This window comes from Hymenobacter sp. GOD-10R (assembly GCF_035609205.1).
Taxonomy (GTDB): domain Bacteria; phylum Bacteroidota; class Bacteroidia; order Cytophagales; family Hymenobacteraceae; genus Hymenobacter.
In genome coordinates this window covers 5,836,018-5,860,154 of record NZ_CP141184.1, presented here as the reverse complement: position 1 = coordinate 5,860,154, position 24,137 = coordinate 5,836,018, and the positions used below count along the sequence as shown (strand labels likewise).

Annotated in this window: 20 protein-coding genes; 10 read left to right on the top strand and 10 right to left on the bottom strand. The window is 53.3% G+C overall.

Features of this window, described 5'->3' with window-relative positions; all coding sequences use genetic code 11:
- Positions 1–136: 136 nt before the first annotated feature.
- The 7 genes from aspS (at position 137) to SD425_RS23355 (ending at position 10,805) form a co-directional block, all read left to right on the top strand.
- On the top strand, positions 137–1,903 hold the full coding sequence (aspS, locus tag SD425_RS23385) for an aspartate--tRNA ligase (protein ID WP_324672849.1): 1,767 nt from the start codon (positions 137–139) through the stop codon (positions 1,901–1,903).
- A 157-nt stretch (positions 1,904–2,060) separates the two neighbouring features.
- On the top strand, positions 2,061–2,384 hold the full coding sequence (locus SD425_RS23380) for a hypothetical protein (protein ID WP_324672846.1): 324 nt from the start codon (positions 2,061–2,063) through the stop codon (positions 2,382–2,384).
- Positions 2,385–2,651: 267 nt separating this feature from the next.
- Positions 2,652–5,666, top strand: a complete 3,015-nt coding sequence (locus SD425_RS23375; RefSeq protein ID WP_324672844.1) for a two-component regulator propeller domain-containing protein — start codon at positions 2,652–2,654, stop codon at positions 5,664–5,666.
- Between the two features lie 192 nt (positions 5,667–5,858).
- Positions 5,859–6,515, top strand: a complete 657-nt coding sequence (locus tag SD425_RS23370; RefSeq protein ID WP_324672840.1) for a response regulator transcription factor — start codon at positions 5,859–5,861, stop codon at positions 6,513–6,515.
- A 423-nt stretch (positions 6,516–6,938) separates the two neighbouring features.
- Positions 6,939–7,733: a 3'-5' exonuclease gene (locus SD425_RS23365; protein WP_324672838.1), complete on the top strand. Its 795-nt coding sequence runs from the start codon at positions 6,939–6,941 to the stop codon at positions 7,731–7,733.
- Between the two features lie 321 nt (positions 7,734–8,054).
- Positions 8,055–9,338, top strand: a complete 1,284-nt coding sequence (locus tag SD425_RS23360; protein ID WP_324672835.1) for an OmpA family protein — start codon at positions 8,055–8,057, stop codon at positions 9,336–9,338.
- Between the two features lie 186 nt (positions 9,339–9,524).
- Positions 9,525–10,805: an OmpA family protein gene (locus SD425_RS23355; protein WP_324672833.1), complete on the top strand. Its 1,281-nt coding sequence runs from the start codon at positions 9,525–9,527 to the stop codon at positions 10,803–10,805.
- A gap of 292 nt (positions 10,806–11,097) precedes the next feature.
- On the opposite strand, the gene SD425_RS23350 is transcribed toward SD425_RS23355, so the two are convergent.
- The 5 genes from SD425_RS23350 to nuoK form a co-directional block, all read right to left on the bottom strand.
- On the bottom strand, positions 11,098–12,492 hold the full coding sequence (locus SD425_RS23350; protein WP_324672831.1) for an NADH-quinone oxidoreductase subunit N: 1,395 nt from the start codon (positions 12,490–12,492) through the stop codon (positions 11,098–11,100).
- 109 nt (positions 12,493–12,601) lie between these two features.
- Positions 12,602–14,059, bottom strand: a complete 1,458-nt coding sequence (locus SD425_RS23345; RefSeq protein ID WP_324672829.1) for an NADH-quinone oxidoreductase subunit M — start codon at positions 14,057–14,059, stop codon at positions 12,602–12,604.
- Positions 14,059–14,310, bottom strand: coding sequence for a superinfection immunity protein (locus SD425_RS23340; protein WP_324672827.1), 252 nt, complete (start codon positions 14,308–14,310; stop codon positions 14,059–14,061). Before SD425_RS23340 ends, SD425_RS23345 begins: the two co-directional genes overlap by 1 nt.
- A gap of 108 nt (positions 14,311–14,418) precedes the next feature.
- Positions 14,419–16,368 carry an NADH-quinone oxidoreductase subunit L gene (nuoL, locus tag SD425_RS23335; RefSeq protein ID WP_324672824.1) on the bottom strand — a complete coding sequence of 650 codons (1,950 nt, stop codon included), beginning with the start codon at positions 16,366–16,368 and terminating at the stop codon, positions 14,419–14,421.
- A gap of 83 nt (positions 16,369–16,451) precedes the next feature.
- The gene (nuoK, locus tag SD425_RS23330; protein ID WP_324672822.1) at positions 16,452–16,784 is read right to left on the bottom strand and encodes an NADH-quinone oxidoreductase subunit NuoK; all 333 of its coding nucleotides are present in this window, start codon (positions 16,782–16,784) and stop codon (positions 16,452–16,454) included.
- Positions 16,785–17,236: 452 nt separating this feature from the next.
- Here nuoK and SD425_RS23325 point away from each other — a divergent pair, with 452 nt between their 5' ends.
- The 3 genes from SD425_RS23325 to SD425_RS23315 all read left to right on the top strand — a co-directional run bounded on the left by SD425_RS23325 (position 17,237) and on the right by SD425_RS23315 (position 19,263).
- On the top strand, positions 17,237–18,043 hold the full coding sequence (locus tag SD425_RS23325) for a hypothetical protein (protein WP_324672819.1): 807 nt from the start codon (positions 17,237–17,239) through the stop codon (positions 18,041–18,043).
- A gap of 149 nt (positions 18,044–18,192) precedes the next feature.
- Complete coding sequence (locus SD425_RS23320) at positions 18,193–18,795, top strand: sigma-70 family RNA polymerase sigma factor (RefSeq protein WP_324672817.1); 603 nt, start codon at positions 18,193–18,195, stop codon at positions 18,793–18,795.
- A 78-nt stretch (positions 18,796–18,873) separates the two neighbouring features.
- Positions 18,874–19,263: a hypothetical protein gene (locus SD425_RS23315; protein WP_324672815.1), complete on the top strand. Its 390-nt coding sequence runs from the start codon at positions 18,874–18,876 to the stop codon at positions 19,261–19,263.
- Between the two features lie 68 nt (positions 19,264–19,331).
- On the opposite strand, the gene SD425_RS23310 is transcribed toward SD425_RS23315, so the two are convergent.
- The 5 genes from SD425_RS23310 to nuoF form a co-directional block, all read right to left on the bottom strand.
- Positions 19,332–19,844 (bottom strand): NADH-quinone oxidoreductase subunit J, encoded by a 513-nt coding sequence (locus tag SD425_RS23310; RefSeq protein ID WP_324672813.1) that lies wholly within the window; start codon positions 19,842–19,844, stop codon positions 19,332–19,334.
- A gap of 100 nt (positions 19,845–19,944) precedes the next feature.
- Positions 19,945–20,520, bottom strand: coding sequence for a NuoI/complex I 23 kDa subunit family protein (locus SD425_RS23305; protein ID WP_416381014.1), 576 nt, complete (start codon positions 20,518–20,520; stop codon positions 19,945–19,947).
- Positions 20,521–20,588: 68 nt separating this feature from the next.
- On the bottom strand, positions 20,589–21,662 hold the full coding sequence (nuoH, locus tag SD425_RS23300) for an NADH-quinone oxidoreductase subunit NuoH (protein ID WP_324672810.1): 1,074 nt from the start codon (positions 21,660–21,662) through the stop codon (positions 20,589–20,591).
- A 3-nt stretch (positions 21,663–21,665) separates the two neighbouring features.
- Positions 21,666–22,673 carry a 2Fe-2S iron-sulfur cluster-binding protein gene (locus SD425_RS23295; protein ID WP_324672808.1) on the bottom strand — a complete coding sequence of 336 codons (1,008 nt, stop codon included), beginning with the start codon at positions 22,671–22,673 and terminating at the stop codon, positions 21,666–21,668.
- 120 nt (positions 22,674–22,793) lie between these two features.
- Positions 22,794–24,134, bottom strand: coding sequence for an NADH-quinone oxidoreductase subunit NuoF (gene nuoF / locus SD425_RS23290; RefSeq protein ID WP_324672806.1), 1,341 nt, complete (start codon positions 24,132–24,134; stop codon positions 22,794–22,796).
- Between the last annotated feature and the right edge of the window lie 3 nt (positions 24,135–24,137).

The window sequence follows — 24,137 nt, the reverse complement described above, 5'->3', positions numbered from 1 at the left end:
AAGTGAATTTTAATCGATGAAAGTTCTAATCATACCTAGCTAAAATCCGGGTAGGTCGGCCGGTCTACTTATTTTTCCTGCCTACCTTCGCTGTCCCAAACCTAGTATCGAACCACCTCTTAACCATCTGCGGTCCATGCTCCGAACGCATACCTGCGGCGAACTCCGCCTCGATAACGCTGGTCAAACTGTCACGCTTACTGGCTGGGTGCAGCGCACCCGCGACAAAGGCGGCATTTTTTGGGTTGACCTGCGCGACCGTTACGGCATCACCCAGCTGACGCTGGAAGAAGGCGTGGAGGCCGACGAGTTGCGCGAGCTTGCCCGTACCCTAGGGCGGGAATTTGTGGTGCAAGCTACCGGCAAAGTAGCCGAGCGCTACTCCAAAAACGAAAAGATTCCGACCGGCGCCATCGAAATTCGGGTGCAGCAGCTAGAGGTGCTCAACCCCGCCAAGCTGCCGCCCTTCCTCATCGAAGACGAAACCGATGGCGGCGACGACCTGCGGATGAAATACCGCTACCTCGACCTGCGCCGCACTCCGGTGCGTCAGAACTTGATGTTGCGCCACCGCATGGCCCAAGCTGTGCGCCGCTACCTCGACGGCGAAAACTTCATTGAAGTAGAAACGCCCGTGCTCATCAAGAGCACGCCTGAAGGTGCCCGCGACTTTGTGGTGCCCTCGCGCATGAACCCCGGCGAGTTCTACGCGTTGCCGCAGTCGCCCCAAACCTTCAAGCAGCTGCTGATGGTGTCGGGCTTTGACCGGTACTTCCAGATTGTGAAGTGTTTCCGCGACGAGGACCTGCGCGCCGACCGTCAGCCGGAGTTCACGCAGATTGACTGCGAAATGGCCTTTGTGGAGCAGGAAGACATCCTGAATACCTTCGAGGGCTTGGTGAAGTACCTATTTAAGGAAGTAAAAGGCCTCGACATCAGTGAGCTGCCGCGCATGACGTACGCCGATGCCATGCGCTTCTACGGCAACGACAAGCCCGACACGCGCTTCGAAATGAAGTTTGTGGAGCTGAACGACGTGGTGAAAGGCCAGAACTTCCCCGTGTTCGACAACGCAGAGCTGGTCGTAGGCATCAACGCCTTCAACTCCGCCATGTACACCCGTAAGCAACTCGACGAGCTGACGGAGTTCGTGAAGCGCCCGCAGCTAGGTGCTACGGGTCTCGTATATGCTCGGGTAGAGGCAGGCGGCACCGTGAAGTCGTCGGTCGATAAGTTCTACTCGCAGGAGGAGTTGCAGAAGTGGAAGGAAGCCTTCAACGCGAATGAAGGCGACTTGCTGCTCATCTTGGCTGGCGACGCCAACAAGACACGTAAAGCTCTGAGTGAACTACGTTTGGAAATGGGCCAACGCCTAGGTCTGCGCGACAAAGACACGTTCTCGCCGCTGTGGGTAGTCGACTTTCCGTTGCTTGAGTACATCGAGGAAGAAGGCCGCTACTTCGCGATGCACCACCCGTTCACTTCGCCCAAGCCCGAAGACCTAGCTTTGCTCGATAACCCCGAAACCATTGGTCAGGTGCGTGCTAACGCGTATGACATGGTGATCAATGGCGTGGAAGTCGGCGGCGGCTCCATCCGTATTCACGACCGGGAGGTGCAGGCGCGCATGTTCTCTCTGCTAGGTTTCTCTGACGAAGAAGCAAAAGCGCAGTTTGGCTTCCTGCTCGACGCCTTCGAATACGGCGCTCCGCCCCACGGCGGCATCGCCTTCGGCTTCGACCGTCTGTGCTCGCTGTTCGGTGGCGCTGACAGCATCCGTGACTTCATTGCCTTCCCGAAAAATAACTCTGGCCGCGACGTGATGATCGACTCACCCGCCCAAATTTCGGAAGCGCAGCTGAAGGAACTCAGCATCAAGACCGCAGTGGTACCGGGGAAGTAGTCTCCGGAGCAACAAAATGATGAAGCCTAGCTAGTAATAGCTAGGCTTCTCCTTTATACTCATGGTAGAGGTTCGGTACACGCGTTGGAAAGCAAAGGTGATGGTAGCGTTTGGCGCGCTCATTATTCTTGTTGCCCTGCTAACCATCCTCCGTGGAATGGATCAACTTCTTCCTAGTATACTGGAGGCCTTGCTTGGAGCCTTGGTAATCCACATGGCAAGCCTGCGTCTTAAGGAAAGTGACGTATTGTTGCGGCTCACGCCAGAAAAGGTGTGGACAAAGGAGTTGGGTTGGCAGTCATGGGAAGATTTGGCCGTCAGTTTAGAGCGAGTACGCTTGGGTTACTACTCCATAGAGATTCGTCGGCTTCATGATTTAACGCCACGATTTTTCGAGTATGTTCCTTACTTAGATATTGAAGGTAAAGAGCTAGCGAGTTGGGTGCAGCAGTTTGCGAGAGCCTCAAATCCATTTATGTAGGTAGCACCTAGCTAACCAGATTTGAAAGAGATAGGAGCGGCGCCTGGCACACGAGGTACCGTTATTTCGTCTCGCCTTTTACCATAAGGCGAGCAGCAGTAGCTATACAATAAATAATGCAGCACAAGCAGTGATTTTTTCTAGTTTTGGCTAGCCGAATTCCGCGGTCTTGCTAGTTACTGCATGCTCATGAGGCGAATTATCGTTCTGGTGCTTTGGGGGTTATTCCTCGCAGTAGGAACTGGGCCTACTGCGTGGGCGGGGCCAATGATGCCTTCCCCACCAACGTTGCTGTTTCACACCTTCACGACCGCCAACGGCCTGTCGCAGAATAGCGTGGCGGCTATGTTGCAAGATCGGCGGGGATTTCTGTGGCTAGGTACCCAGGATGGCCTGAACCGCTTTGATGGGGCCGCTTTTCATGTCTTTCGCAACGATCCACAGCGGCCAGGTAGTTTGAGTAGCAACTACGTTCTTTCCCTAGCCCAAGACCGCCAGGGGAAAATATGGATCGGGACCGGCGGTGGCGGGCTGTGCCAGTACAACCCAATAACTGGGCGGATGCGCATCTTTCAATCGAAGTCTTATGCGCCGGGAAGCATAACTGATAACTTTGTTCGGGTAGTATTCTGCGACCAGGAAGGCCGCATCTGGGTAGGGACAGAAGATGGGCTGCACCAAGTAAGAAACGACGGCAGGCCTGTGCAGCGCTTCCAGCATGCCCCAAACGAAGAAGCAGGCGTTCGACACAATTCAATCCGTGCAATCGCCCAGACCGCTGATGGGGCGCTGTGGGTCGGGACCGGGGAAGGAAAAGTAAGCCGGCTAGATCCGCGCACCAATCAGTTGGTACCGCATCCACGCTGGCAAGCCAATAGCGCCATTACTGCGCTGTTTCCGGATGGGCAAGGTGGTCTATGGGCAGGCACTGAAATAGATGGTGTGGTGTACCTGGGTGCCCACGGAGAACCACCGCAGATCATTCGAGCCAATAACCAACCGGGTGGATTGCCCAGCAATAACGTACGGGCCTTGTTGCTGACCAAGCAAGGTACTTTGTGGGTGGGCACTGCTATGGGGCTAGCCCGCTACCGGACGCAGGAGAAGAAGTTTGACACCTTTTTGCACGTGCAGCACGATCCTCATTCGTTGTCTGGCAATGTAGTGCAGTCGTTGTTTGAAGACCGCACAGGGCTGTTGTGGGTAGGAACCGAGGCCGGGCTGAGCAGCTTCAGTGGGCAGCCGGTACCCTTCACCAGTTACCCCATCAGCCGACGAGGCGGCGGGCCGTTGTGGGCCGTGTATGAGGATGGGGCTGGGCGAGCCTGGATCGGAACGGAGAGTGAGGGGTTGGTGTGCTACAATCCGAAAACGGGCGAACGGCGCGAGTTTCGCCACAATCCACAAGACGCCGGCAGCCTCAGCGAAGACCACGTGCGCGCCTTGTGGCTCGACCGGCAAGGGCGCCTATGGGTGGGCACTCAAAGCCAAGGGCTTGATTGCCTAGAGCCGGGTAGCAATCAGTTCAGGCACTACCGTCACGACCCCGAGGGGCGCTATACCATCAGCGATAATTTTATTCGCGCCATTTACGAGGATAAGCAAGGACGTTTGTGGATTGGTACTGAAAACGGCCTCAACAAGTATGACCCTATTTCTGGAAAGTTCACGACTTTTCAGCACAACCCGAAGGACCCAGCTAGCTTGAGCAACAATTTTGTACGGGCGGTTTGTCAAGACCACGACGGGCAATTATGGATCGGAACGGGTGGCGGGGGCTTGTGTCAGTTTGATCCTCAGACGGAGAAGTTTCGGGCTTATCGTGTCAAAAGCAAGGGAGGGAGAAGCTTGAGCAGCAACTTCGTGCGCACGATCCTCGAAGATCGAGCTGGCGTGTTGTGGATCGGGACGGAAGGTGGGGGCTTTTGCCGGCTTGATGATAAGCAGAAGGGGTATTTCACTGCGTTCCGCGAACCGCAAGGCTTACCCAACGACATGGTGTACGGCATATTGGAAGACGACCAGGGAAGCTTGTGGCTGTCTACTAATAAGGGTATAGCTTGCTTTATGCCCCGCACGCGCCAGTTTCACAACTTTGACACGCGCGATGGTTTAGTGCAGGATGAATATAATGCGGGTGCTTACTACCGGGGGCGTAGCGGCCGCTTCTACTTCGGGGGAGTGAGTGGCCTAGTAGTTTTTCGACCCGATGAGGTACGCATCAATCATGTACCGCCGACCCTAGTACTAACCGACTTTCGCAAGTTCAATGAGCCTGTGGAGCTTGATACATCCATCACCGAACGTCGCGTTATCCACTTGAGTCCGCGTGATTATTTTTTCTCCTTAGAATTCGCCGCGCTCAACTTTCGCCGTCCCGATAAGAACCGGTACGCATACCGGCTGGAAAACTTCGACCCAGGTTGGGTGATGACGGGAAATCGGCACGAAGCTACGTACACCAACCTAGGGCCTGGTACCTACACGTTCTGGGTGCGGGCTGCCAACAACGACGGGGTCTGGAGCAAGGCTAAGCCTGGGCTTACCATCATTGTAGAACCTCCTTGGTACCAGACGTGGTGGTTTAGGGTGCTCGGCAGTTGGGGCGTATTTGGCGTACTTTTCTTTGCCTACCGGGTGCGCGTCAGGCAGTTGCTGGCCATGGAGCGGGTTCGCCACGGCATCGCCCGCGACTTGCACGACGATATGGGCTCAACACTCAGCAGCATCTCCATCCTGAGCCAACTAGCACGCAACCACCAGCAGCACCAGCGCCCCGATCAGGTAGAGCGTTTGCTGGAGCAAATCGGGGAAAGCTCGCGCCGCATGCTCGACGCCATGGACGATATCGTGTGGGCCATTAACCCCGCACACGACTCGCTCGATGATGTAACGGCCCGCATGCGCCGCTTTGCCTCCGAGGTACTCGAAAGCCGCGGCATCGATTTTAGCTTCCGGGTGGCGCCCTCAGTGCAAGGGTTGCGGCTGGATATGCAAGCCCGGCGCGAGTTTTTCTTGCTCTTCAAGGAAGCCGTGAACAACCTAGCCAAGTACGCCCAGGCGAAGGAAGCAGCCATTAATCTGTTGTACGAGCGCAACCGATTGATCCTGAAAGTAGAGGACGACGGCGTAGGCTTCGACCCGCAAGCGCCAGCTCGGGGCGGTGGCAACGGTATGGTGAATATGCGGGCACGGGCCGCCGTTTTAAAAGGGACGCTTACCATTCAAACAGCGCCCGGCCAGGGCACGAAAATAGAGCTAAGCATTCCGCTAGATAGCTAGGTTCGCAGGAATAGCTAACCCACCGAACAAAGGCGAGCTTGTAAATTAGTAAGCTGGTAGTTAGTTTGTTAACTTATGCGGGCGTGCTGCTTAGGCAACAGGAAGTAGTTGCGAGCATCCGCGGTATCACATGATCATGCAGTCGCGCGGCGTTCGGGGCTGTCGTACCTTAGTGACCTAATTTAGCTCGTTATGGAAACATCGACTCGCGTACTCATTTACGAAGACAACCCCGATTTGCAGGCTAGCCTAAGTCAGTTGATTGCTGGCGCCCCTGGGTTGTCGTTAGTAGGAGCTTTCGGCAATTGCACGCAAGTAACAACCGACGTGGCGCGTCTGCAGCCCCACGTCGTACTAATGGACATCGATATGCCTGGCATCAATGGCATTGAAGGCTTGCGTCGTATAAAGGCCAATGCGCCTACCATCAACGTGGTGATGCTCACGGTATTTGAGGAAAACGACAGGGTCTTTGGTGCCGTGTGCGCCGGTGCCGACGGCTATTTGCTCAAGAAAACGCCGCCTGCTCGTTTGCTAGAAGCTATCAGTGAGGTACGCGCCGGTGGCGCACCCATGACGCCTGCCATTGCCCGTCAGGTGCTACAGCTTTTTCCGAAAGCACCAGCTTCTCCCTCCGCCAGCAACGATGAATCAGCAGCCAATTTGAGCGCCCGTGAGCGAGAAATTCTGCGACTCTTGGTAGAAGGCTACAGCTATAAGATGATTGCTGCCGACCGAGGCATTAGCATCGATACGGTGCGCTCCCACATCAAGAAGATTTATGAAAAGCTGCATGTGCGCTCGATGACGGAGGCGGTGAGTAAGGCACTGCGGCAAGGTTTGACCTAGCCGCTAGGGCCAAGCAATAACAGGAACCTTCAGGGCGGCGCATCACATCATCATGTGATTGACAGTGGGGTCGGAGAAAAGGTACCTTGAGGGGTTAGCAGTAGTGCTCACTCAGCAGAGCAAGTCCATCTTGAACATACGGCGCCTCACACGCGCTCAATCTCCCCTCTGTCTTATGGCAAAGCCACGTCGTCATCTCGCCCTAATCTTACTAGGTCTCTGCCTTACGAAGCAACCTGCACTGGCCTGAGCTGGTCCGGCCAGCAACAAAGTGCCATCTCTGTGGTTTTTCTGCCAACCGCTTATCTTCTCTGTGGTAGCTAATTGGCCGGCCCCAAACCCGTTCTGACCTAGGTTCCGTTGCGAGCATCAGGTTGAAAAGGCTATCTTCGGAGTAGTAAAATCCCGTTAGCAGCCTTTCCCATGCAGATTCTGCAAAAAACCTCGCTCGATCAGCTTTTCGTTCTCGACATCGAAACGGTGCCGTGCGTGGGCTGCCACGATGAGCTGAACGACATGCTACGGCTGTTATGGGAGCATAAGTGCCATGCCTTGCGTCGCGAAAAAGGCTGGAGCTCTAGCCGCGCCGACGTTGAGGAAATGCCGTCGAACCTTGAGGCTGCTAGTCTTTTCGAGCAAGCTGGTATTTACGCCGAGTTTGGTCGGGTAGTGTGTATCTCCGTTGGTTGTTTCTACTTCGATAAGCAGGAAGAACAATGGCGCTTCAAAGTGAAAAGCTTTGCTGACGACGACGAGAAGAAGATGCTGCAGGAATTTGCGGCCCTGCTCGCACGCAAGCCGAACTACCTATTGTGCGCGCACAACGGAAAAGAGTTTGACTTTCCATACCTAGGTCGGCGGCTGCTAATCAATGGGCTGCAGCTACCACCGCAGCTAGATATTGCGGGCAAGAAACCGTGGGAAATTCCGCACCTCGACACAATGGAGCTGTGGAAGTTTGGCGACCGGAAGTCGTTCACGTCGCTGGCGCTCTTGGCGGCCATGTTTGGCATTCCAACGCCCAAAGATGATATTTCGGGAGCAGATGTGGCTCGCGTCTACTACAGCGAGCGGGATCTGCCTCGCATCGTGCACTACTGCCAAAAAGATATTATCACGACGGCCCGGCTGCTACAGCGTTTCCGCGGGGAAGCGCCCTTTGGCGATGATGCTATCGTGTATGCCGATGAGATTGGTGTAGTGATGCGCCGCGTGTAATAACAACACGTTAGCCAGTATACTACCTTATTATAGCAGGTAAGCCCTGCCAACTCCGGTGAAAAGCGGCGCTGGCAGGGTTTGTTGTTTGTTGAAAAAGAAGACATTGACGGCAACAGGCTCACCATGAAGCGTTCTAAAAATGAGGCGTTTTTCAATGAGGCCTAGCTAGAGCAGGCGCAGGATAGGAGGGTGGCAAAACCAAAGTTCAGCCTAGGCCCTAAATCCAACTGGGCAGTTCGTATCGTATGGATCTTTTCTTGAATAGTAATTATCAAGAAAAAAATTGCACTAAGCTTTTCGCTTTACGACACGCCCGACATGATCCTAACGCAAAGTTTATTAGACGAAGTAAAAAACTTCGTGCTACGCAACGAGCTGATGCAAGTAGGCAGCATAGCCGATGAGCGGGAAAGTGCCGCGCAGAATGCTTTGGAACGAGTAGTACCGCTCGCTGTAAATAGCTTGATTGAGTTTTCGGAGCAAGCCAGCGGCCGCGAAGTAGTGTGGAGCATGGCTCGCGAAGCTGCAAAATCGGAGCTGCTGAGTAATCCGCACAAGACGTTGTACGCCACCAAAACTATTTCCAGCCGCGGAGCCAAGCTCATGCATTCCTTGCTAGGTGAGCGGTATGGCAGCGCTATTCAGAGCATTGCTTCGGCTGCCGATATCAAAGCGGAGTCTGCCACGAACCTGCTGAATATCGTGGTGCCTGTTGTTCTCGGTATCTTGGGCGAACAAGCTGGGGAGCATAACTGGAGCGCCGAGTCCTTGAGTAAGTGGCTACGCAGTCAGCAGGGGCAACACGGGGGGCCGCTGGGTATGCCTACGTTGGTCGTGCCAGGGGGCGCCGCCTTCAACACGGCGTATACCAAGCAGCCTACCACGCATCCAGCGGAAAAAACGAGTCGCTGGCTGTGGATTGCATTGGTAGTGGCTTCGTGCGTGATTGGCTATTTGCTAGGGTACCAGCCCAACTCAGAGCAGTACGCGGGCTATCCACCAGCAGGACGCCCAACTTCCCGTTCATCCGACGCCGCGGCAGAGGGACCTTGGGATGCTGTCAACCCAGCCGCTATCGCGGCCAACGGTAACTATAGCACCGCTAACGGCAGTTACGTTTACGGCCAAGGTGGAGTGCCCGCCGTGCTGAAGCTCAAGGATGGCCTTCGGCAAATAATCGGAGTTAACTCCACTGAGAACAAGCTATACCAATTTTTATCTGACCCCATTGCTAAAGTTGATACGCTCAGCTCAGGAAAGGACTGGATTACGTTCGACCGCATTTACTTTGAGCCCAATAAGGCAATCCTGACGCCGGAGTCGATGTGGCAGCTGTCGAACGTAGCAAGTATTCTCAAGACGTTTCCGGTGGCTCAAGTGCAGCTAGGAGGCTATACCGACAGTACGGGCGGGTTTGTGCTTAATGAGAAACTGAGCGCAGCACGCGCGCAAGCTGCCAAAGCAACCCTCGTAAAAATGGGGGTCAAGGAAGCCAATGTGAAAGCCAGAGGCTATGGCTCGCGCTACAACATTGCCAGCAACACTACCGAGGATGGCAGAGCGCTAAATCGTCGCGTTAGCGTTCGGGTAACAAAAAAATAAACAGTGCTAGATAGCAATAATGAAAAAAGAGCGGCTGATGAGGTCGCTCTTTTTCGTTGGAAAACGTATAGGCAGCTCGTCAGCTGGCGGCTGATTACCAATTGTTTGTAAGCTCAACCTTTGGTGCTTATCCGCTATTTTTTTGTATTATCACGTCCTCAAAACGTAATTGTTAATCATATGATTATGACGCAAAGTTTACTGGAAGAAATAAAGAGCTTCATACTCCGCAATGCCCTAACACAAACTGGCGACCTAGCCCGTGAGGAAGAGCTAGGTATTCGGAGTGCGCTGCGCCGTATTGTGCCCCTGACGGTAAATAGCCTGATCGAGTTGGCCGAACGCGTAGGAGGCAGGGAAGTGGTGTGGGGCATGGCACGCGAGGCGTCGAAAGCGTCGGTGCTGAATAATCCGCAGCAAATGCTACAGCATGAGGCCGCTGTAGATGCCAACCGTGGGGTGAACCTAATCAAGTCTTTGCTTGAGGATCGGTATCAAGGAGCCGTGCGCAGCATCGCAGTAGCCGCTGGCATTCAGACCACTTCTGTTGCCGACCTGCTGAATATCGTGGTACCCGTTGCCCTAGGAATGCTAGGAGAGCAAGTAGCTGAGCATGGTTGGAATGCCGAGGAGCTTAGCCTGTGGCTGCAAAGCCAACGTGAGCAACATCCCGCACAACCCGTAGCCGCTACCCCGATGCTCGCCAGTATGCCCAGCGTCGAGATGCCGAGGCCCGCAATGGCCGTAGCTCAAACTGCTGATAAAACAAGTCGTTGGCTGTGGGTTGCTTTGGTAGTTGCCGCCGCTACCATTGGCTATCTAGTAGGCTACAAGCCTGGTGCCGTAGAGGCGCCTAGCTCCGCGGCGCTAGCGGGCGTCGATGGGTTTGCTACGCCGGCTAACGCTACTAACAAAAAGGTAGGAGCAGAAACAAACGCGCCGGCAGCTGTCAACGGCCATTACGACGCAGCCAGTGGTAACTACATCTACGACACCGGACTGCCAACGGTACTGAAGCTAAGCAACGGAACCAAGCAGATTGTAGGGGCTAACTCCACTGAGAGCAAACTGTACGAATTCCTGGTCGATCCGGCCACGGAGGTCGATTCCGTGAACCGCACCAAAGGTTGGATCAGTTTCGACCGCGTGTATTTTGACCCAAACAAGACGACCCTCACGGCCGAGTCATTGGTGCAGCTGCAAAACGTAGCAGATATTCTGAAAACCTTCCCAACGGCGAAAGTGAAAATAGGCGGCTATACCGACACGCGCGGTGATGCTTTCAAAAACCTAAAGTTGAGTGAGGAGCGGGCGAAATCAGCAATGGCGACGCTCATCAACATGGGCATACCCACCGAGCGCATCGAGGCCAAAGGCTACGGCGACAAACACGGTATTGCCAGCAATGATACCGAAGATGGACGTGCGCTTAACCGTCGTATCAGCCTACGCGTTACTAGAAAGTAAGGCACTGCTTGTGGTTTGGCATAGTAGTTGTAAAATGCTTAATACAACTACTTACCATACCATAATAATTAAAGCCTATACAAAAAGTTTACTACTTTACTACTTACAAAAAGGGCGACCGTTATGGTCGCCCTTTTTGGTTTTAAGGAATTGATTGTCGAAGTGCGAGCTAGGGAGTTTCTACAGCATCCTCGACCAATGTAGCAGCAGAAGCACTGCAAAAGGAGAAGCCCGCTATGCAGCACCTAGGTACTGCATAGCGGGCTTCTCCGCAACTTGAATAATGATAGGCTTACAGAAGGTTACTCACCAAGCCAGGAAGTACGCCGAGGAGTACCGTTAGCAAAGCCAGTACCACCAGTACTACCGATTGGAAGGGACTAACTGCTATTGGTGTAGCCGCTTCATCGACGGCGGGACGCATGTACATGGCGATGATCGGGCGCAGGTAATAGTAGATACCTACCATCGACATGACTACGGCAAACACGATCAGGCCGATATACCCTTTATCGACGGCTGCACCAAACAGGAAGAACTTGCCGAAGAAGCCACCCGTGAGCGGGATACCAGCGAGGGAGAGCATGGCTACCGTTAGTACGAAGGCGAGCAGCGGATTTGTTTTGGCTAGGCCATTGAGCCCATCATAGTCTTCCCGCTGGCGTTGGTCAATGACGAGCTTAAGCACGGCAAAAGCCGCTACGGTAGCAATGGAGTAAGCGAGCGAGTAAAAGAAGATGCCATTGGCGGAGAGCTTGCCATTGAGCGCTACTAAGCCGATAAACAGATAACCTGCGTGCGAAATGCTGGAGTAGGCGAGCATGCGCTTTGCGCTAGACTGCGCCACAGCCCCTACGTTACCGATAAGCAGGGTGAGCACCGTCATAGACACAATGGTTGGAATCCAGAAGCCTTTGGCTGTGCTGAAAGCAATCATCAGCAGTTTGAAAAAGGCTGCGAAACCGGCGGTTTTCACCACGGTGCTCATGAAGGCCGTGAAGAACGTGGGCGTTCCTTCGTACACATCGGGCGTCCAATAGTGGAATGGCGCCGCCGATACTTTGAAGCCAATACCAATAAACATCAGCAGCATGCCGATGTAGAGCATGGGAGCGAAGCTGGCGTTGGCGGGGTTGGCAACGCCTGCCCCGATTTGCGTGAGTTGGAACGTACCGGTAGCGCCGTACACCAGCGCAATGCCGAACAATAGAATGCCAGTGGCAAATGAGCCCATCAGGAAGTACTTCAGCGCGGCTTCGTTGGAGCGCACATTGCGCTTATCGGAGCCGGCCAGCACGTACATCGAAATGCTCAGGATTTCAATACCTACGAACAGCATCAGCATGTTGTCGTAGCTCACCATCATAATAGCGCCCACCAGCGCAAACAGCAGCAGTGAGTAGTATTCAGCTAAGTTGGCTTCGTCATCACGCACATACTTCTCAGAGAAGGGGAGCAGTAGAAGTGTCGTGAGGACTACAATGCCCGTGAAAGCCACTGAGTAGCTGTCAACGGTGAGCATGTTGTTGAAGTACGACTGCGGCGCGGCACCCCAATCCAATACGTTGGCGCCAAAAGCTAGGAGCAAAATAACCAAGGCTGCCGGCAGCAGAATGCGGTTGGAGCGCAAAAAGCCTAAGAACAGATTGGCAATGCCGAGAACAGAAAGAAGAACAATAGAAGTCATATCGGCGAATGTGGCGCGAAGCTCAGCTTCTTGTATCGTTGAACGACAGGCGATAAGAATGAATACACGGTGCAAACAATGCGCAAAGCTGAAGCTTCACGCTTGCAGACTACCGCTTCACGATGTCTAGCAGCTGAATGATGCTAGGCTCGGAGATGTGCAGAAAAGTATTAGGAAACAAGCCGATCCAGAATACTAGCACAATCAATGGCGCTAACACAGCTAGCTCCGAGCCAGTTAGGTCACGGAACGTCGCGGTGAGCGCCGTATCGGGGCCGAGCATTACGCGCTGGAACATGCGCAGCAGGTATACTGCCGCGAAGATGATGGTCAGGCCGGCTGCTGCACCTAGCCAAGCGTTGTATTCGTATACGCCTGCGAGTAGCAGAAACTCGCCAACGAAGCCTGCTGTGAGCGGCAGTGCTACCGTGCTGAGTAGCATTATGAGGAAGGTGACGGACAATACCGGTGTATGGCGGGTGAGGCCACCTAGGTCCGATATTTCGCGGGTACCCGTGCGACGCTCGATAGCATCTACCACGAAGAACATGCCGACGGCGTTCACGCCGTGTGCGAGCATTTGAATAACAGCACCTTGCAAGCCTATTTGCGTAAGCGAGAAAACGCCTGCCGCCATTAGACCAACGTGCGAAAACGAAGAATACGCCACCAAGCGCTTCAAGTCACGCTGACGGATGGCGATGATGGCCCCGTAAATAATGCCGATTACAGCCAGGATCATCACCAACTTGCTCCATTGGCTCACGCCTAGTGGCACGATGGGCAGCAACCAGCGTAGCGTACCGTAAATGCCCATTTTCAGCATGATACCTGACAGCAGCATAGTAGCTGGGGCCGGCGACTCAGTGTACGTATCGGGCTGCCATGTGTGGAAGGGGAAGATGGGCATCTTCACTGCAAAGGCAATAAAGATCAGCCAGAACAACCACGATTGTTGAGCAGCGCTCAAGCTCAGGTTGTAGAAAGCTAGCAGGTCGGAACTGCGCTCAGCACCGTTGGCACCCGTTTGGAAGTAGAGGTACACGAAAGCAGCCAGCATAAATAGCGAACCGATAATCGTGTAGAGGAAGAACTTGAAGGTAACCTGCACACGTCGTTCGCCGCCCCATACCCCAGCAATGAAGTAGATCGGGATAAGTGCCACTTCCCAAAAGAAGTAGAACAGAAACGCATCCAGTGACACGAATACGCCGATTAGACCCGTTTGCATAAACAGGATAAGGGCGTACAAAGCTGACTCATTCTTGTATTGGTGGCGGAAGGAGGCCAGCATAATCAGCGGCACTAGGAAAGTGGTGAGCAGTACTAGCAACAAACTCAGCCCGTCGAGCCCGATGTGGAAGCGAATGCCAGAGGAAGCAATCCAAGGCTGATCGATGGAAAATTGCGTTGCCGCCGATGACTTAGAAGCAATGGCCACTACTACCGCCAGCACAAATTCGAGCAATGCCGCCCCAAACGCCACCACGCGGGCAGTGCCACCTTTGAAAAAGTGAAGCAGCAACGCAGCCGCTAGGGGGAAAAAAAGGAGAACAGCTGTAAGCATTAGGTAAGCAAGTTATTCTTTTGACGCTCGAATTCTTCCTGCGTGAGCACGCCTTGGTTGCGTAAGTCACGAAGCTTGGTTAGTTCATCGGCAACCGAAGCAGAAGAAAAAGCAGAAGGAATGGCAATAGGAGTTTTGCGGAGGGCTAGGTAAAGAGCGACAAACCAGTCAATGATTGACCAGCCCGCCAATAAGTTCACCAGAAAAATGACTAGAATATCTGGCCGTTTGCGGCCAATAATGCTAGACAAAAAGTGTAATAAAGCTCCAATAGGGAAAGCTAGGAACAGAATCAGAATTAGATCACTACTTCTGATATCTCCCAAAAAAAGAAGAATACTGTTCATCGCTAGCTAAGCTTAAAGCCGAAAAAGGTTAAGCGCCAGAATCAGCACGATGCCTACTACCATCAGGATTAAGTACATTCCGGTGGTACCCGTCTGTACATAGCGCAACAGCTGCCCGCCACCTAGGGTGATCCGGCCGAAACCATTCACAATCGGGTCGATGATGCCTTGCTCCACGAAGCGGTACAGACCACGCGACAAAACCATAATGGGCCGCACGAATAGTGCGTCATATAGCTCATCCACGTAGTACTTGTGGTACACGAGGCTTTCGGGAGTAGAGCGTTGCCCTTCATCCTCAGCGGGTAGCACGCCGCGGCTCACATACTGCACGTAAGCCAGCACAATGCCTAGCACACCCGCCGCCACGGAAGCACCGATGAGCATGAGCTCTGTGTTGTGATCCACTTCAGCGGCAAATGCGGCTGGGTTGATTCGCTGCGAGTAAGTGAAAATTGGAGCTAGGTAGTCAGCCAAGTAGTGTTTCCCTAGAATCATTGGTGCACCCATGAAGCCGCCTACCGCAGCTAGTACCGCTAGGACGATGAGCGGCAGCGTCATGGAAGCGGGTGACTCATGCAGGTGGTGCTTCTGCTCCTCGGTGCCGCGGAACTGACCGAAGAAAGTAAGGAAGAGCAGCCGGAACATGTAGAAGGCCGTTAGGAACGACGTGAACAGACCAACAGCCCACATGAGCTTGTTGTGCTCATACACGTGGCTCAGGATTTCGTCTTTGGAGAAGAAACCCGAGAACGGCGGAATACCTGAAATAGCTAGGCAGCCAATCAAGAATGTAAGAAACGTAATCGGTAGCGCTTTGCGCAAGCCACCCATGCGGCGCATGTCCTGTTCGTTGCTCATGGCGTGAATGACAGAACCCGCACCCAAGAACATCAGCGCTTTGAAGAAAGCGTGCGTCAGAACGTGGAACATAGACGAGGTGTACCCCATTACGCCTAGCGCCAGGAACATATAACCTAGCTGCGACACCGTAGAGTAAGCTAGCACCTTCTTAATGTCGTTCTGCGCCAAGCCAATTGTAGCAGCGAAGAAAGCAGTGGCTAGACCCACAATGCCAACTACTTCCAACGTGGTAGGAGCTAGGGTGAATAGCACATTGGAGCGTAACACCATGTAAATGCCTGCGGTTACCATGGTCGCAGCGTGGATTAGCGCCGAAACAGGAGTTGGGCCGGCCATAGCGTCGGGTAGCCAGGTATAGAGCGGCAACTGTGCCGACTTACCCATGGCACCCACAAAGAGCAGCAACGTAATAGCCGTGCAAATCTCTTTGGTATAAGGACCAAATTGCGCTAACGACGCTTTATGGAATACCTCACCATACTGCACCGAGTTGAAAGTGAGGTAGATGAGAAAGATACCGAGTAGGAAACCTAGGTCACCAATGCGGTTGATGATGAAAGCCTTCTTGGCCGCGTTGTTAAAGTTTTCGTGCTTGTTCCAAAAGCCGATAAGCAGGTAGGAGCAGAGTCCCACGCCTTCCCAGCCGATGAACAGAATCACGAAGTTGGCCCCGAGCACCAGCACCAGCATGCTGAACACGAACAGGTTCAGAAAGCTGAAGTACTTGCCCACATTCTCGTCGTGGTGCATGTAGCCGATGCTGTACACGTGAATCAGGAAGCCAACGCCCGTCACTAACAGCAGCATGATTAGGCTGAGCTGGTCGATTTGGTAGGCAAAAGGAATCTGCATCGAACCGACCGAAATCCAGTCGAACAGCGTGACAGTGTATTGATACTGGAAGGTACTGAACAGGTAAGCTGAAATCAGGAACGAACCAAGTACGGTTGTGCTGCCAATGACACCCGCCATCGTTCCCGACAAACGTTTGTTGAGGAGACCGTTAATCAGAAAACCCAGGAACGGTAACAGAGGAATCAGCACGTATACCAGCGTGGGGAGAGGCGCGCCGGCCGCGGGAAGAACAGTTTCTTGCATAAGTTGATGCGGAAGAGAATTCAGATCGTCAGATTGCGCTTATGAATCCAGCGGTCTGGATAGCGCAATACCACAGCTGAAAGCTACCACTTGAGGCGGTTAAGAAGATTGACGTCCGTGTTCTGGAAATTTCGGTAGATCATTACGATGATACCGAGCCCCACCGATACTTCGGCGGCAGCGACAGCCATGATAAAAAACACGAAAATCTGACCGTTGGGGTCAGATCGGTAAGCAGAAAAAGCCGTTAGCAGCACATTTACGGCGTTGAGCATCAGCTCCACGCACATGAAAATGATAATGGCGTTGCGCCGGGTGAGTACGCCCGTTACGCCAATGGCAAATAGCGCCGTAGCAAAATATATATAGTATTGAAGCGGGACGGTGCGGATAACTTCTGGGATATTCTGTTCCATGCAGTTGGACGTTCCGATAAAACGGCGAAACAGCCGAGGCTCGGCTGGGGGTGAGTACCTAGCAAAGGTATCCGAAATTCGGAAAAAGCCGCGAAGCGAGGAACATTCTAAGCAGAACTTAATTGGCTCAAGCGTAAAGCAGTAGTAGCAGAGCTTTAAAAAAGGCTTTTACCATCCTTTTGAAAGTGACTTTGCCGAAATCAGAAGCAATTGTCTGTCAAGCCCGCTATTTCTGCGGAAGCTGACATAACATGTTAATGTGATTAGGTCAGACGACTTGTGCTGTAAGAATGGACTGTATTATAAAGTTATAGATAGGAGAATATCACATAATTGGGTGAGGCGCGTCACATGATTAGGCGATTGACGGCAGGAGGAGAGTAGGGTAATTTTGCATCGTTCCCAGTCGGAATTGCATTTCTCTTACTACTCTAAACTCTTTAACTCATACCATGAAAAAGTACTTTACCTCCGCTTTCCTTTTCTGCGCCTTAACTAGTGCCTCGGCTTTGGCACAGACCAAACCTGCTACGCGTCCGGTAGCAGCCACCAAAACTACCACGGCTGCTAAACCTGCCACAGCCAAGCCTACAAGCTCTGGCTATAAGGCAACGGCCAAGCCCGTTGTTAAGCCTGCCGCTAAGGCAACCACCACAGCGCCTGCTAGCAAGCCCGTTGCCGAAGTGCCTACAGTTGCCGTAGAGACGACGCGCGCTGCTACTCCGACTCCGGAACTCAACGTGGCAAAGAAGGCAGCCGCCACAAGCCAGCTTTTTGTGAAAGGCAGCAAAGCTTTGAACCTAGGTGTGGGGCTAGGACTTGGGTACGGCTATGGGCTGTCGGGCTTGCATTCTACACCTGCTATGAGTGCCTCTTTCGAATACGGGGTTTCTGACAACGTTGGGCCGGGCACTATCGGCGTAGGTGGAATGGTAGGCTATAAGTCTTACGGCTGGAAGTCCGGCGGCTACAAAGGCACATGGAGCAACATTATGGTATCGGCCCGCGGTACTTACCACTACGATGTATTCGAGAATCCCAAGCTCGACACCTATGCTGGTATTTCGCTAGGCATTCGGCACGAGCGGTATTCCGACAATGCTGGTACCGATATGTACTACTCCAAAACCAGCGCTAGCTACGTCACTTCAGGCATTTTTGTCGGCGGGCGTTACTACTTCTCTGACAAGCTAGGTGCCTTTGGCGAAGTTGGGTATGACATGTCGTACCTGAAGCTAGGTCTGACAGCTAGATTCTAAGAGCTCCTCTGCGAACAAACTTGCTTTCCAGCAAGCCTACTTGGCTGATTCGGCAACGGTCAGTCAGGTAGGCTTGCTGCTTTAGCACCCATTTAAAATAATTATCATCTTTAAAATATTTCGCAGCCATATTCGTCTGCGCTAGTAGAATGGAATCTCTAGCTCTCACCACCGGCGCAACCACGGCCACCATGACAGGACAGGACCGGCAGATACAGGAGGCTGTACAGGAGCAACGTGCCCGCTTACTAGCCTTCATCCGGCGCCGTGTGCCCGACGAAGCCGATGCCGAAGACATTCTGCAGGATGTGTTTGGCGAGTTAGTAGAGAGCTACCGGCTGCTCAAGCCCGTAGAAAAGGTAGCTGCCTGGCTTTTTCGCGTGGCCCGTAATCGCATTACCGATCTGTATCGGCGCAAAAAAACTAGCTCCCTAGAAACCGAGACGCTCCGCTACGCCGATAACGAAGAAGGAAGCTTGTTGCTAGCCGACGTATTGCCAGCCCCCGACGATGCCCCCGAAAACCGGCTCCTGCGTGAAACCATCATGGAAGCCCTAGCCGAGGCGCTAGAAGAACTGCCCAAAAATCAGCGCGACGTGTTTGTGTGGCACGAACTGGAGGGCAAGAGCTTCAAGGAACTCGTGGAAGAAACTGGCGTGCCGCTCAAAACGTTGATTTCGCGTAAACACTACGCCGTACAACACCTGCGGCAGCGTTTGCAGGCACTTTACACTAATTTATTCACAGATTGATGCGACTTGACTTGTAAGAAGCGTCGTTGATGCAACCAGCAAGCCTACAAACATCATCACTTTCGCATCTCACTACCCATGAACCGTAACTCCTGGCTACTTCGTGGCCTTCGCTTCGTGGCCTTCGCTGCCTTGTTTGTGGCTGCCGCAGGCTTTGTTACTATGAGCCTTTGGAACTGGCTAGTACCCGTGCTTTTCCACGGACCTAGCATCAGCTTTGCTCAGACGCTCGGGCTACTCTTGCTCTCGCGTATTCTGTTCGGGGGCTGGGGCCGAGGCGGCCAAGCGGGTATGACCTGGGCGCGCAAGAAGCAGCTATGGCGCGAGAAAATAGAATCCCGCATGGCCGACATGACGCCGGAGCAGCAAGAAAAATTCCGGCAGAAAATGCAAGTCGCCTGTGGCCCTGCCTGGATGCGCCGCCAACCGGTGGAAGCTCCACAGCCAACGCATGTTGAGCAGAGATAATTAAGTAAATAAAAAACGGCAACTGAAGCTCAGTTGCCGTTTTTCGTTGAAGAGAAGTCGAATCTATCTTAGAAATGCCGTTCCCCTGTTTCGCGCTTACCAAGCATGACGGCACCCACCATGGCCGTTAGGAACAGCACAGAGGCTAGCTCAAACGGGAGCAGGTACTTCTGGTACAGCACCAAGCCAAGCTGACCGACCATCCCGATCTGTGAGTCGAAAGTAGTGGCGTTATAGGTTGTACCGGGTTGCACGTCGCGCAGGGCAGCTACCATTACCACGAACAACAAACCGCCTGCAACAGCAGCCGCTATCTTCGAAACAGTAGACTTGTGAGGTTCTGTCTCCGCGTTCAAGTTCAAGAACATAATTACAAACAGAAACAAAACCATGATGGCACCGGCATACACGATGATGTTGACGGCCGCCAAAAACTGCGCATTCAGCAGCAAGTAATGTCCCGACAGCGTAAAAAACGTTAAGATCAGGAACAGTACGCTATGAACTGGGTTTTTGGCTAGTACCACACCAAGTGCACTGAACAGCGCCACAAACGACAGAAAGAAGAAGAGAGGTGACATTTCGCAGAGGGTAGCGCGAAGCTCCAGCTTCGTGCATCGTTGAACAATGAGTATCCGAATAAGCCGGATGAGGAGCGAAGCTGGAGCTTCGCGCAGGCACCTAAGCGGGTTGAGCTAGCTTTGCATTCAGCGCTTGGGCTTGCTCAGGTGTCAGCTGGATGCCGCGCTTAGAGCGCGTATCGGGTGCCACCGGCTCCACGAGGCGGTCTTTACCGTAGATGAACTCGTCACGTTCAAAACGTGGCGGCGCCATCTTATCAGCTTGCAAATAAACAGCTGCTTTCGGGCAAGCTTCCTCGCAGAGGCCGCAGAAGATGCAACGCAGCATGTTGATTTCGTAGCTAACAGCGTACTTCTCTTCGCGGTACAAGCCTTCTTCGCCTTTCTTTCGTTCGCCAGCCACCATTGTAATGGCTTCGGCGGGGCAGGCTACGGCGCAAAGACCACAGGCTGTGCATCGCTCCCGGCCTTGCTCGTCGCGCTTTAGCACGTGCAAGCCGCGGAACACGGGGGAGAAGGGCCGCGTCTCCTCAGGGTAGCGGATCGTCGCTTTTTTGGAAAAGAAGTGCCGCAGCGTGATGCTCAAGCCCTGAAAAATAGCCGGCAAATAGGCCCGCTCGGCCAGCGTCATCGGCTTCTTTTCTAGCTTTTTGGCTCTATTGCTTAAGGATTGCATAGTCGAATGTTGTTCAAGGGCCTAGGACGGTATGATACTGAACCTAGGTGTTGACGCTGAATGAGCAGCTATTTGATAACGTGTAACAGAATCAGACCACCGGTAAGGATGATATTGAAAATAGCTAGCGGAATCAATATCGTCCAGCCCAAGCGCATGAGTTGGTCGTAGCGGAAGCGCGGCAGCGTCCAGCGCACCCACATAAAGAAGAAGATGAACGAGAAGATTTTGATGAACACCGCCACTACTCCTAGAATGGTGATGATGTTCTGAGCAGTTACGGCGCCTTGCGACTGCGCAATCGCCTCACGTAGCTCGTATTGGAAAGGAAAGTTGAAGCCACCGAAATACAGTACGCTCATTACCGCCGACGCCACGAATACGTTGATGTATTCTGCAAACAAGTACAAGCCCATTTTCATGGAGCTATACTCCGTGTGGTAACCACCTACGAGCTCCGTTTCGCACTCAGGCAAATCGAAAGGCGTACGGTTCGTTTCGGCGAAAGCACACACGATGAAGATGATGAAGCCAAGGGGCTGCTTCACGATGTTCCAGAAGTGCCACTCGCCGGGTACCGACTGCTGCAAGGTGATTTCACGCAACGACAGTGTGCCCGACATCATCAGCACGGCAATCAAGGCCATGCCCATAGCTAGCTCGTAGCTGATGTTCTGCGAAGCCGCCCGGATAGCACCGAGCAAGGAAAACTTGTTATTAGAAGCCCAGCCGCCGATCATGATGCCGTACACGCCCAGCGATACGACCCCAAACACGTACAGCATACCGATGTTCACCTCAATGCCTTGCAGGTGAATAATGGTAGTACCGAACTGCAAGTAGTTGCCAAACGGAATAACTGCCGAAGCCATCAGTGCCGTTACCATAGCTAGGCAAGGACCAAACACGAATAGCGCGCGGTTAGCACCAGCTGGGAAAAACTCTTCCTTGGTGAAGAGCTTCACAGCATCGGCTAGGGGTTGCAGAAGGCCGAAAGGGCCCGCACGGTCAGGACCGACACGGTCCTGCAAGAATGCTGCTATAACACGCTCAGCATAAGTGGAATACGTAGCAATAAGCAGCGAAATGCCAAATACCACTAGAATTACAAGGGCTTGCCAGCCTAGTACAGGAAGTTCCATCGTCTAGTTACCTAATTTCATGGGTGGGTTCTGCTCTAGGTCGCGCACAGAGCTTTCAGGCAGGTCAGCAATTACTTGCTGGTTCAGTACAGGCAACTCGTAGTGATTAGCCGAGATTACCGAAGAACGGTCGATGTGTGCTGGACCTTCGATTACCCAGTCAGCAGTTTCCTTCTTCTCGAAACGGCACTCGTTGCAGATAAACTCTTTCACCTCGCCGTACTGATCCTTGCGAGCTGTCACACGGAGCACATCTTTGCCTTTGTACCACAGCACTACACGACCGGGGCACTTCTCGTGCGAGCAGTCGCGGTGAGCATTTACGGGTTTAGTGAACCACACCCGCTGTTTAAAGCGCCACGTTTTATCGGTCAGCGCACCTACTGGGCACACATCGATAACGTTACCGGAAAAATCGTTGTCGATGACGTTTTCGATATAAGTACCGATTTCCGCCGCGTCGCCGCGACCTAGCACCCCATGCACACGATTATCAGTAATCTGATTAGCCGTATACACGCAGCGGTAGCACAAGATGCAGCGCGTCATGTGTAGCTGAATCAGTGGGCCGATGTCGATTTTCTCGAAGGTGCGGCGTTCTTCTTGGTAACGCGTCGTTGACACGCCATGCTCGAAGGCGAAGTTCTGCAAATCGCACTCACCTGCTTGGTCGCACACTGGGCAGTCGAGTGGGTGGTTGATGAGTAGCATTTCCACAATGCCTTTGCGCACGTTCAGCACCTGCTCGGAAGTGGTATTTTCCACTACCATACCGTCTTGCACTGGCGTCACGCACGAAGCTACTAGCTTGGGCATGGGGCGCGGGTCTTTGGCTGAACCAGCAGCCACACGTACCAAGCAAGCACGGCACTTGCCGCCTGAGCCTTGCAGCGGCGTATAATAGCACATGGCTGGAGGCACGATGCTGCCGCCAATCGTGCGCGCCGCGTTGAGAATAGAGGTACCGTCTGGTACTTCCACCTCTATGCCGTCAAATGTTATTTTAGCCATTTAAGTTGGAGACATTAAGGTTATTCATCATACTGAGCTTGTTGAGGCATTTCATTTATACCATCAGGATGTTGCCACCGCGGTAAAAAGGCCAACAAGCTCAGTGTGACTGTTTTGAATTTAGGCCAAAACAGCCTTACCCGGATAGACAGCACCAGGGCGTATTGCTTCTTGTGGGTGCTTCACGTGCCACTCAAATTCATCACGGAAGTGACGCACGGCAGCAGCTACGGGCCAAGCCGCCGCTTCACCAAGTGGGCAAATGGTGTTGCCCTCGATCTGCTTAGCGACGCTTACCAGTAGGTCGATGTCTTCCATATGGCCGTGACCGTACTCTAGGCGGTGCAGTACCTTCTCCAGCCAGCCTGTTCCTTCGCGGCACGGTGAGCACTGGCCACACGACTCGTGATGGTAGAAGCGTGAGAAATTCCAGGTATTGCGAACGATACAAGTCGTTTCGTCCATGGCGATGAAGCCACCCGAACCTAGCATAGTACCCGTCACAAAGCCGCCGTCGGAGAGTGACTCGTAAGTCATCAAACGGTTCTCACCGGCAGCAGTCTTTAAGATCAGTTCTTTAGGTAAAATCGGTACTGACGAACCGCCGGCTACCACCGCCTTCAATTCCCGACCCTTCCAGATGCCGCCGCAGTACTCATCGGAATAGATGAATTCCTCGACGGGCAGACCTAGCTCAATTTCGTAAATGCCTGGTTTATTCAGGTGGCCACAAGCAGAAATGAGCTTGGTACCCGTGCTGCGACCTACGCCAATCTTCGCGTACTCGTCACCCGTCATGTTGACGATGATGGGCACAGCGGCAATGGACTCGACATTGTTTACCACCGTTGGGCGGGCGTAGAGGCCCTGCACAGCAGGGAAAGGGGGCTTGTTGCGCGGGTTACCACGCTTGCCTTCCAGTGATTCCAACAAAGCTGTTTCCTCGCCACAGATGTAAGCGCCGCCGCCGGGGTGCACGTGTAGGTCTAGGTCGTAGCCTGAACCTAGGATGTTTTTACCTAGAAAACCGTTGGCATACGCTTCAGCAATAGCCTTTTCTAGAATACGCAGCACGTACAATAGCTCGCCGCGGATATAGATGTACGAGGTGTTAGCCCCAAGGGCATAAGAGCCCGTAATCATTCCCTCGATAAGCAAATGAGGTAACTTCGACATCAGCTGTCGGTCCTTGAAGGTTCCTGGCTCCGATTCGTCGGCATTGCAGACGAGGTAACGTGGCACACCTTCTGGCTTTGCCAAGAAGCTCCACTTCATGCCAGTAGGGAAGCCAGCACCGCCGCGGCCGCGCAGCCCCGACTTCTTCACTTCTTCCACCACCTCGTCAGGTGTCATCGTTTTAAGGGCTTTTTCCACCGAGCGGTAACCGCCATGTTTGCGGTACACCTCAAAGGTGTCAATGCCTTCAACGTTGATATGTTCAGTTAATAGCTTGCGGCCCATAGT

Bases quoted from the DNA above. Each gene is read 5' to 3' on its own strand.
- aspS (WP_324672849.1), top strand. From the start codon at position 137: ATGCTCCGAACGCATACCTGCGGCGAACTCCGCCTCGATAACGCTGGT.
- SD425_RS23380 (WP_324672846.1), top strand. From the start codon at position 2,061: ATGGATCAACTTCTTCCTAGTATACTGGAGGCCTTGCTTGGAGCCTTG.
- SD425_RS23375 (WP_324672844.1), top strand. From the start codon at position 2,652: ATGATGCCTTCCCCACCAACGTTGCTGTTTCACACCTTCACGACCGCC.
- SD425_RS23370 (WP_324672840.1), top strand. From the start codon at position 5,859: ATGGAAACATCGACTCGCGTACTCATTTACGAAGACAACCCCGATTTG.
- SD425_RS23365 (WP_324672838.1), top strand. From the start codon at position 6,939: ATGCAGATTCTGCAAAAAACCTCGCTCGATCAGCTTTTCGTTCTCGAC.
- SD425_RS23360 (WP_324672835.1), top strand. From the start codon at position 8,055: ATGATCCTAACGCAAAGTTTATTAGACGAAGTAAAAAACTTCGTGCTA.
- SD425_RS23355 (WP_324672833.1), top strand. From the start codon at position 9,525: ATGACGCAAAGTTTACTGGAAGAAATAAAGAGCTTCATACTCCGCAAT.
- SD425_RS23350 (WP_324672831.1), bottom strand. From the start codon at position 12,492: ATGACTTCTATTGTTCTTCTTTCTGTTCTCGGCATTGCCAATCTGTTC.
- SD425_RS23345 (WP_324672829.1), bottom strand. From the start codon at position 14,059: ATGCTTACAGCTGTTCTCCTTTTTTTCCCCCTAGCGGCTGCGTTGCTG.
- nuoL (WP_324672824.1), bottom strand. From the start codon at position 16,368: ATGCAAGAAACTGTTCTTCCCGCGGCCGGCGCGCCTCTCCCCACGCTG.
- nuoK (WP_324672822.1), bottom strand. From the start codon at position 16,784: ATGGAACAGAATATCCCAGAAGTTATCCGCACCGTCCCGCTTCAATAC.
- SD425_RS23325 (WP_324672819.1), top strand. From the start codon at position 17,237: ATGAAAAAGTACTTTACCTCCGCTTTCCTTTTCTGCGCCTTAACTAGT.
- SD425_RS23320 (WP_324672817.1), top strand. From the start codon at position 18,193: ATGGAATCTCTAGCTCTCACCACCGGCGCAACCACGGCCACCATGACA.
- SD425_RS23315 (WP_324672815.1), top strand. From the start codon at position 18,874: ATGAACCGTAACTCCTGGCTACTTCGTGGCCTTCGCTTCGTGGCCTTC.
- SD425_RS23310 (WP_324672813.1), bottom strand. From the start codon at position 19,844: ATGTCACCTCTCTTCTTCTTTCTGTCGTTTGTGGCGCTGTTCAGTGCA.
- SD425_RS23305 (WP_416381014.1), bottom strand. From the start codon at position 20,520: ATGCAATCCTTAAGCAATAGAGCCAAAAAGCTAGAAAAGAAGCCGATG.
- nuoH (WP_324672810.1), bottom strand. From the start codon at position 21,662: ATGGAACTTCCTGTACTAGGCTGGCAAGCCCTTGTAATTCTAGTGGTA.
- SD425_RS23295 (WP_324672808.1), bottom strand. From the start codon at position 22,673: ATGGCTAAAATAACATTTGACGGCATAGAGGTGGAAGTACCAGACGGT.
- nuoF (WP_324672806.1), bottom strand. From the start codon at position 24,134: ATGGGCCGCAAGCTATTAACTGAACATATCAACGTTGAAGGCATTGAC.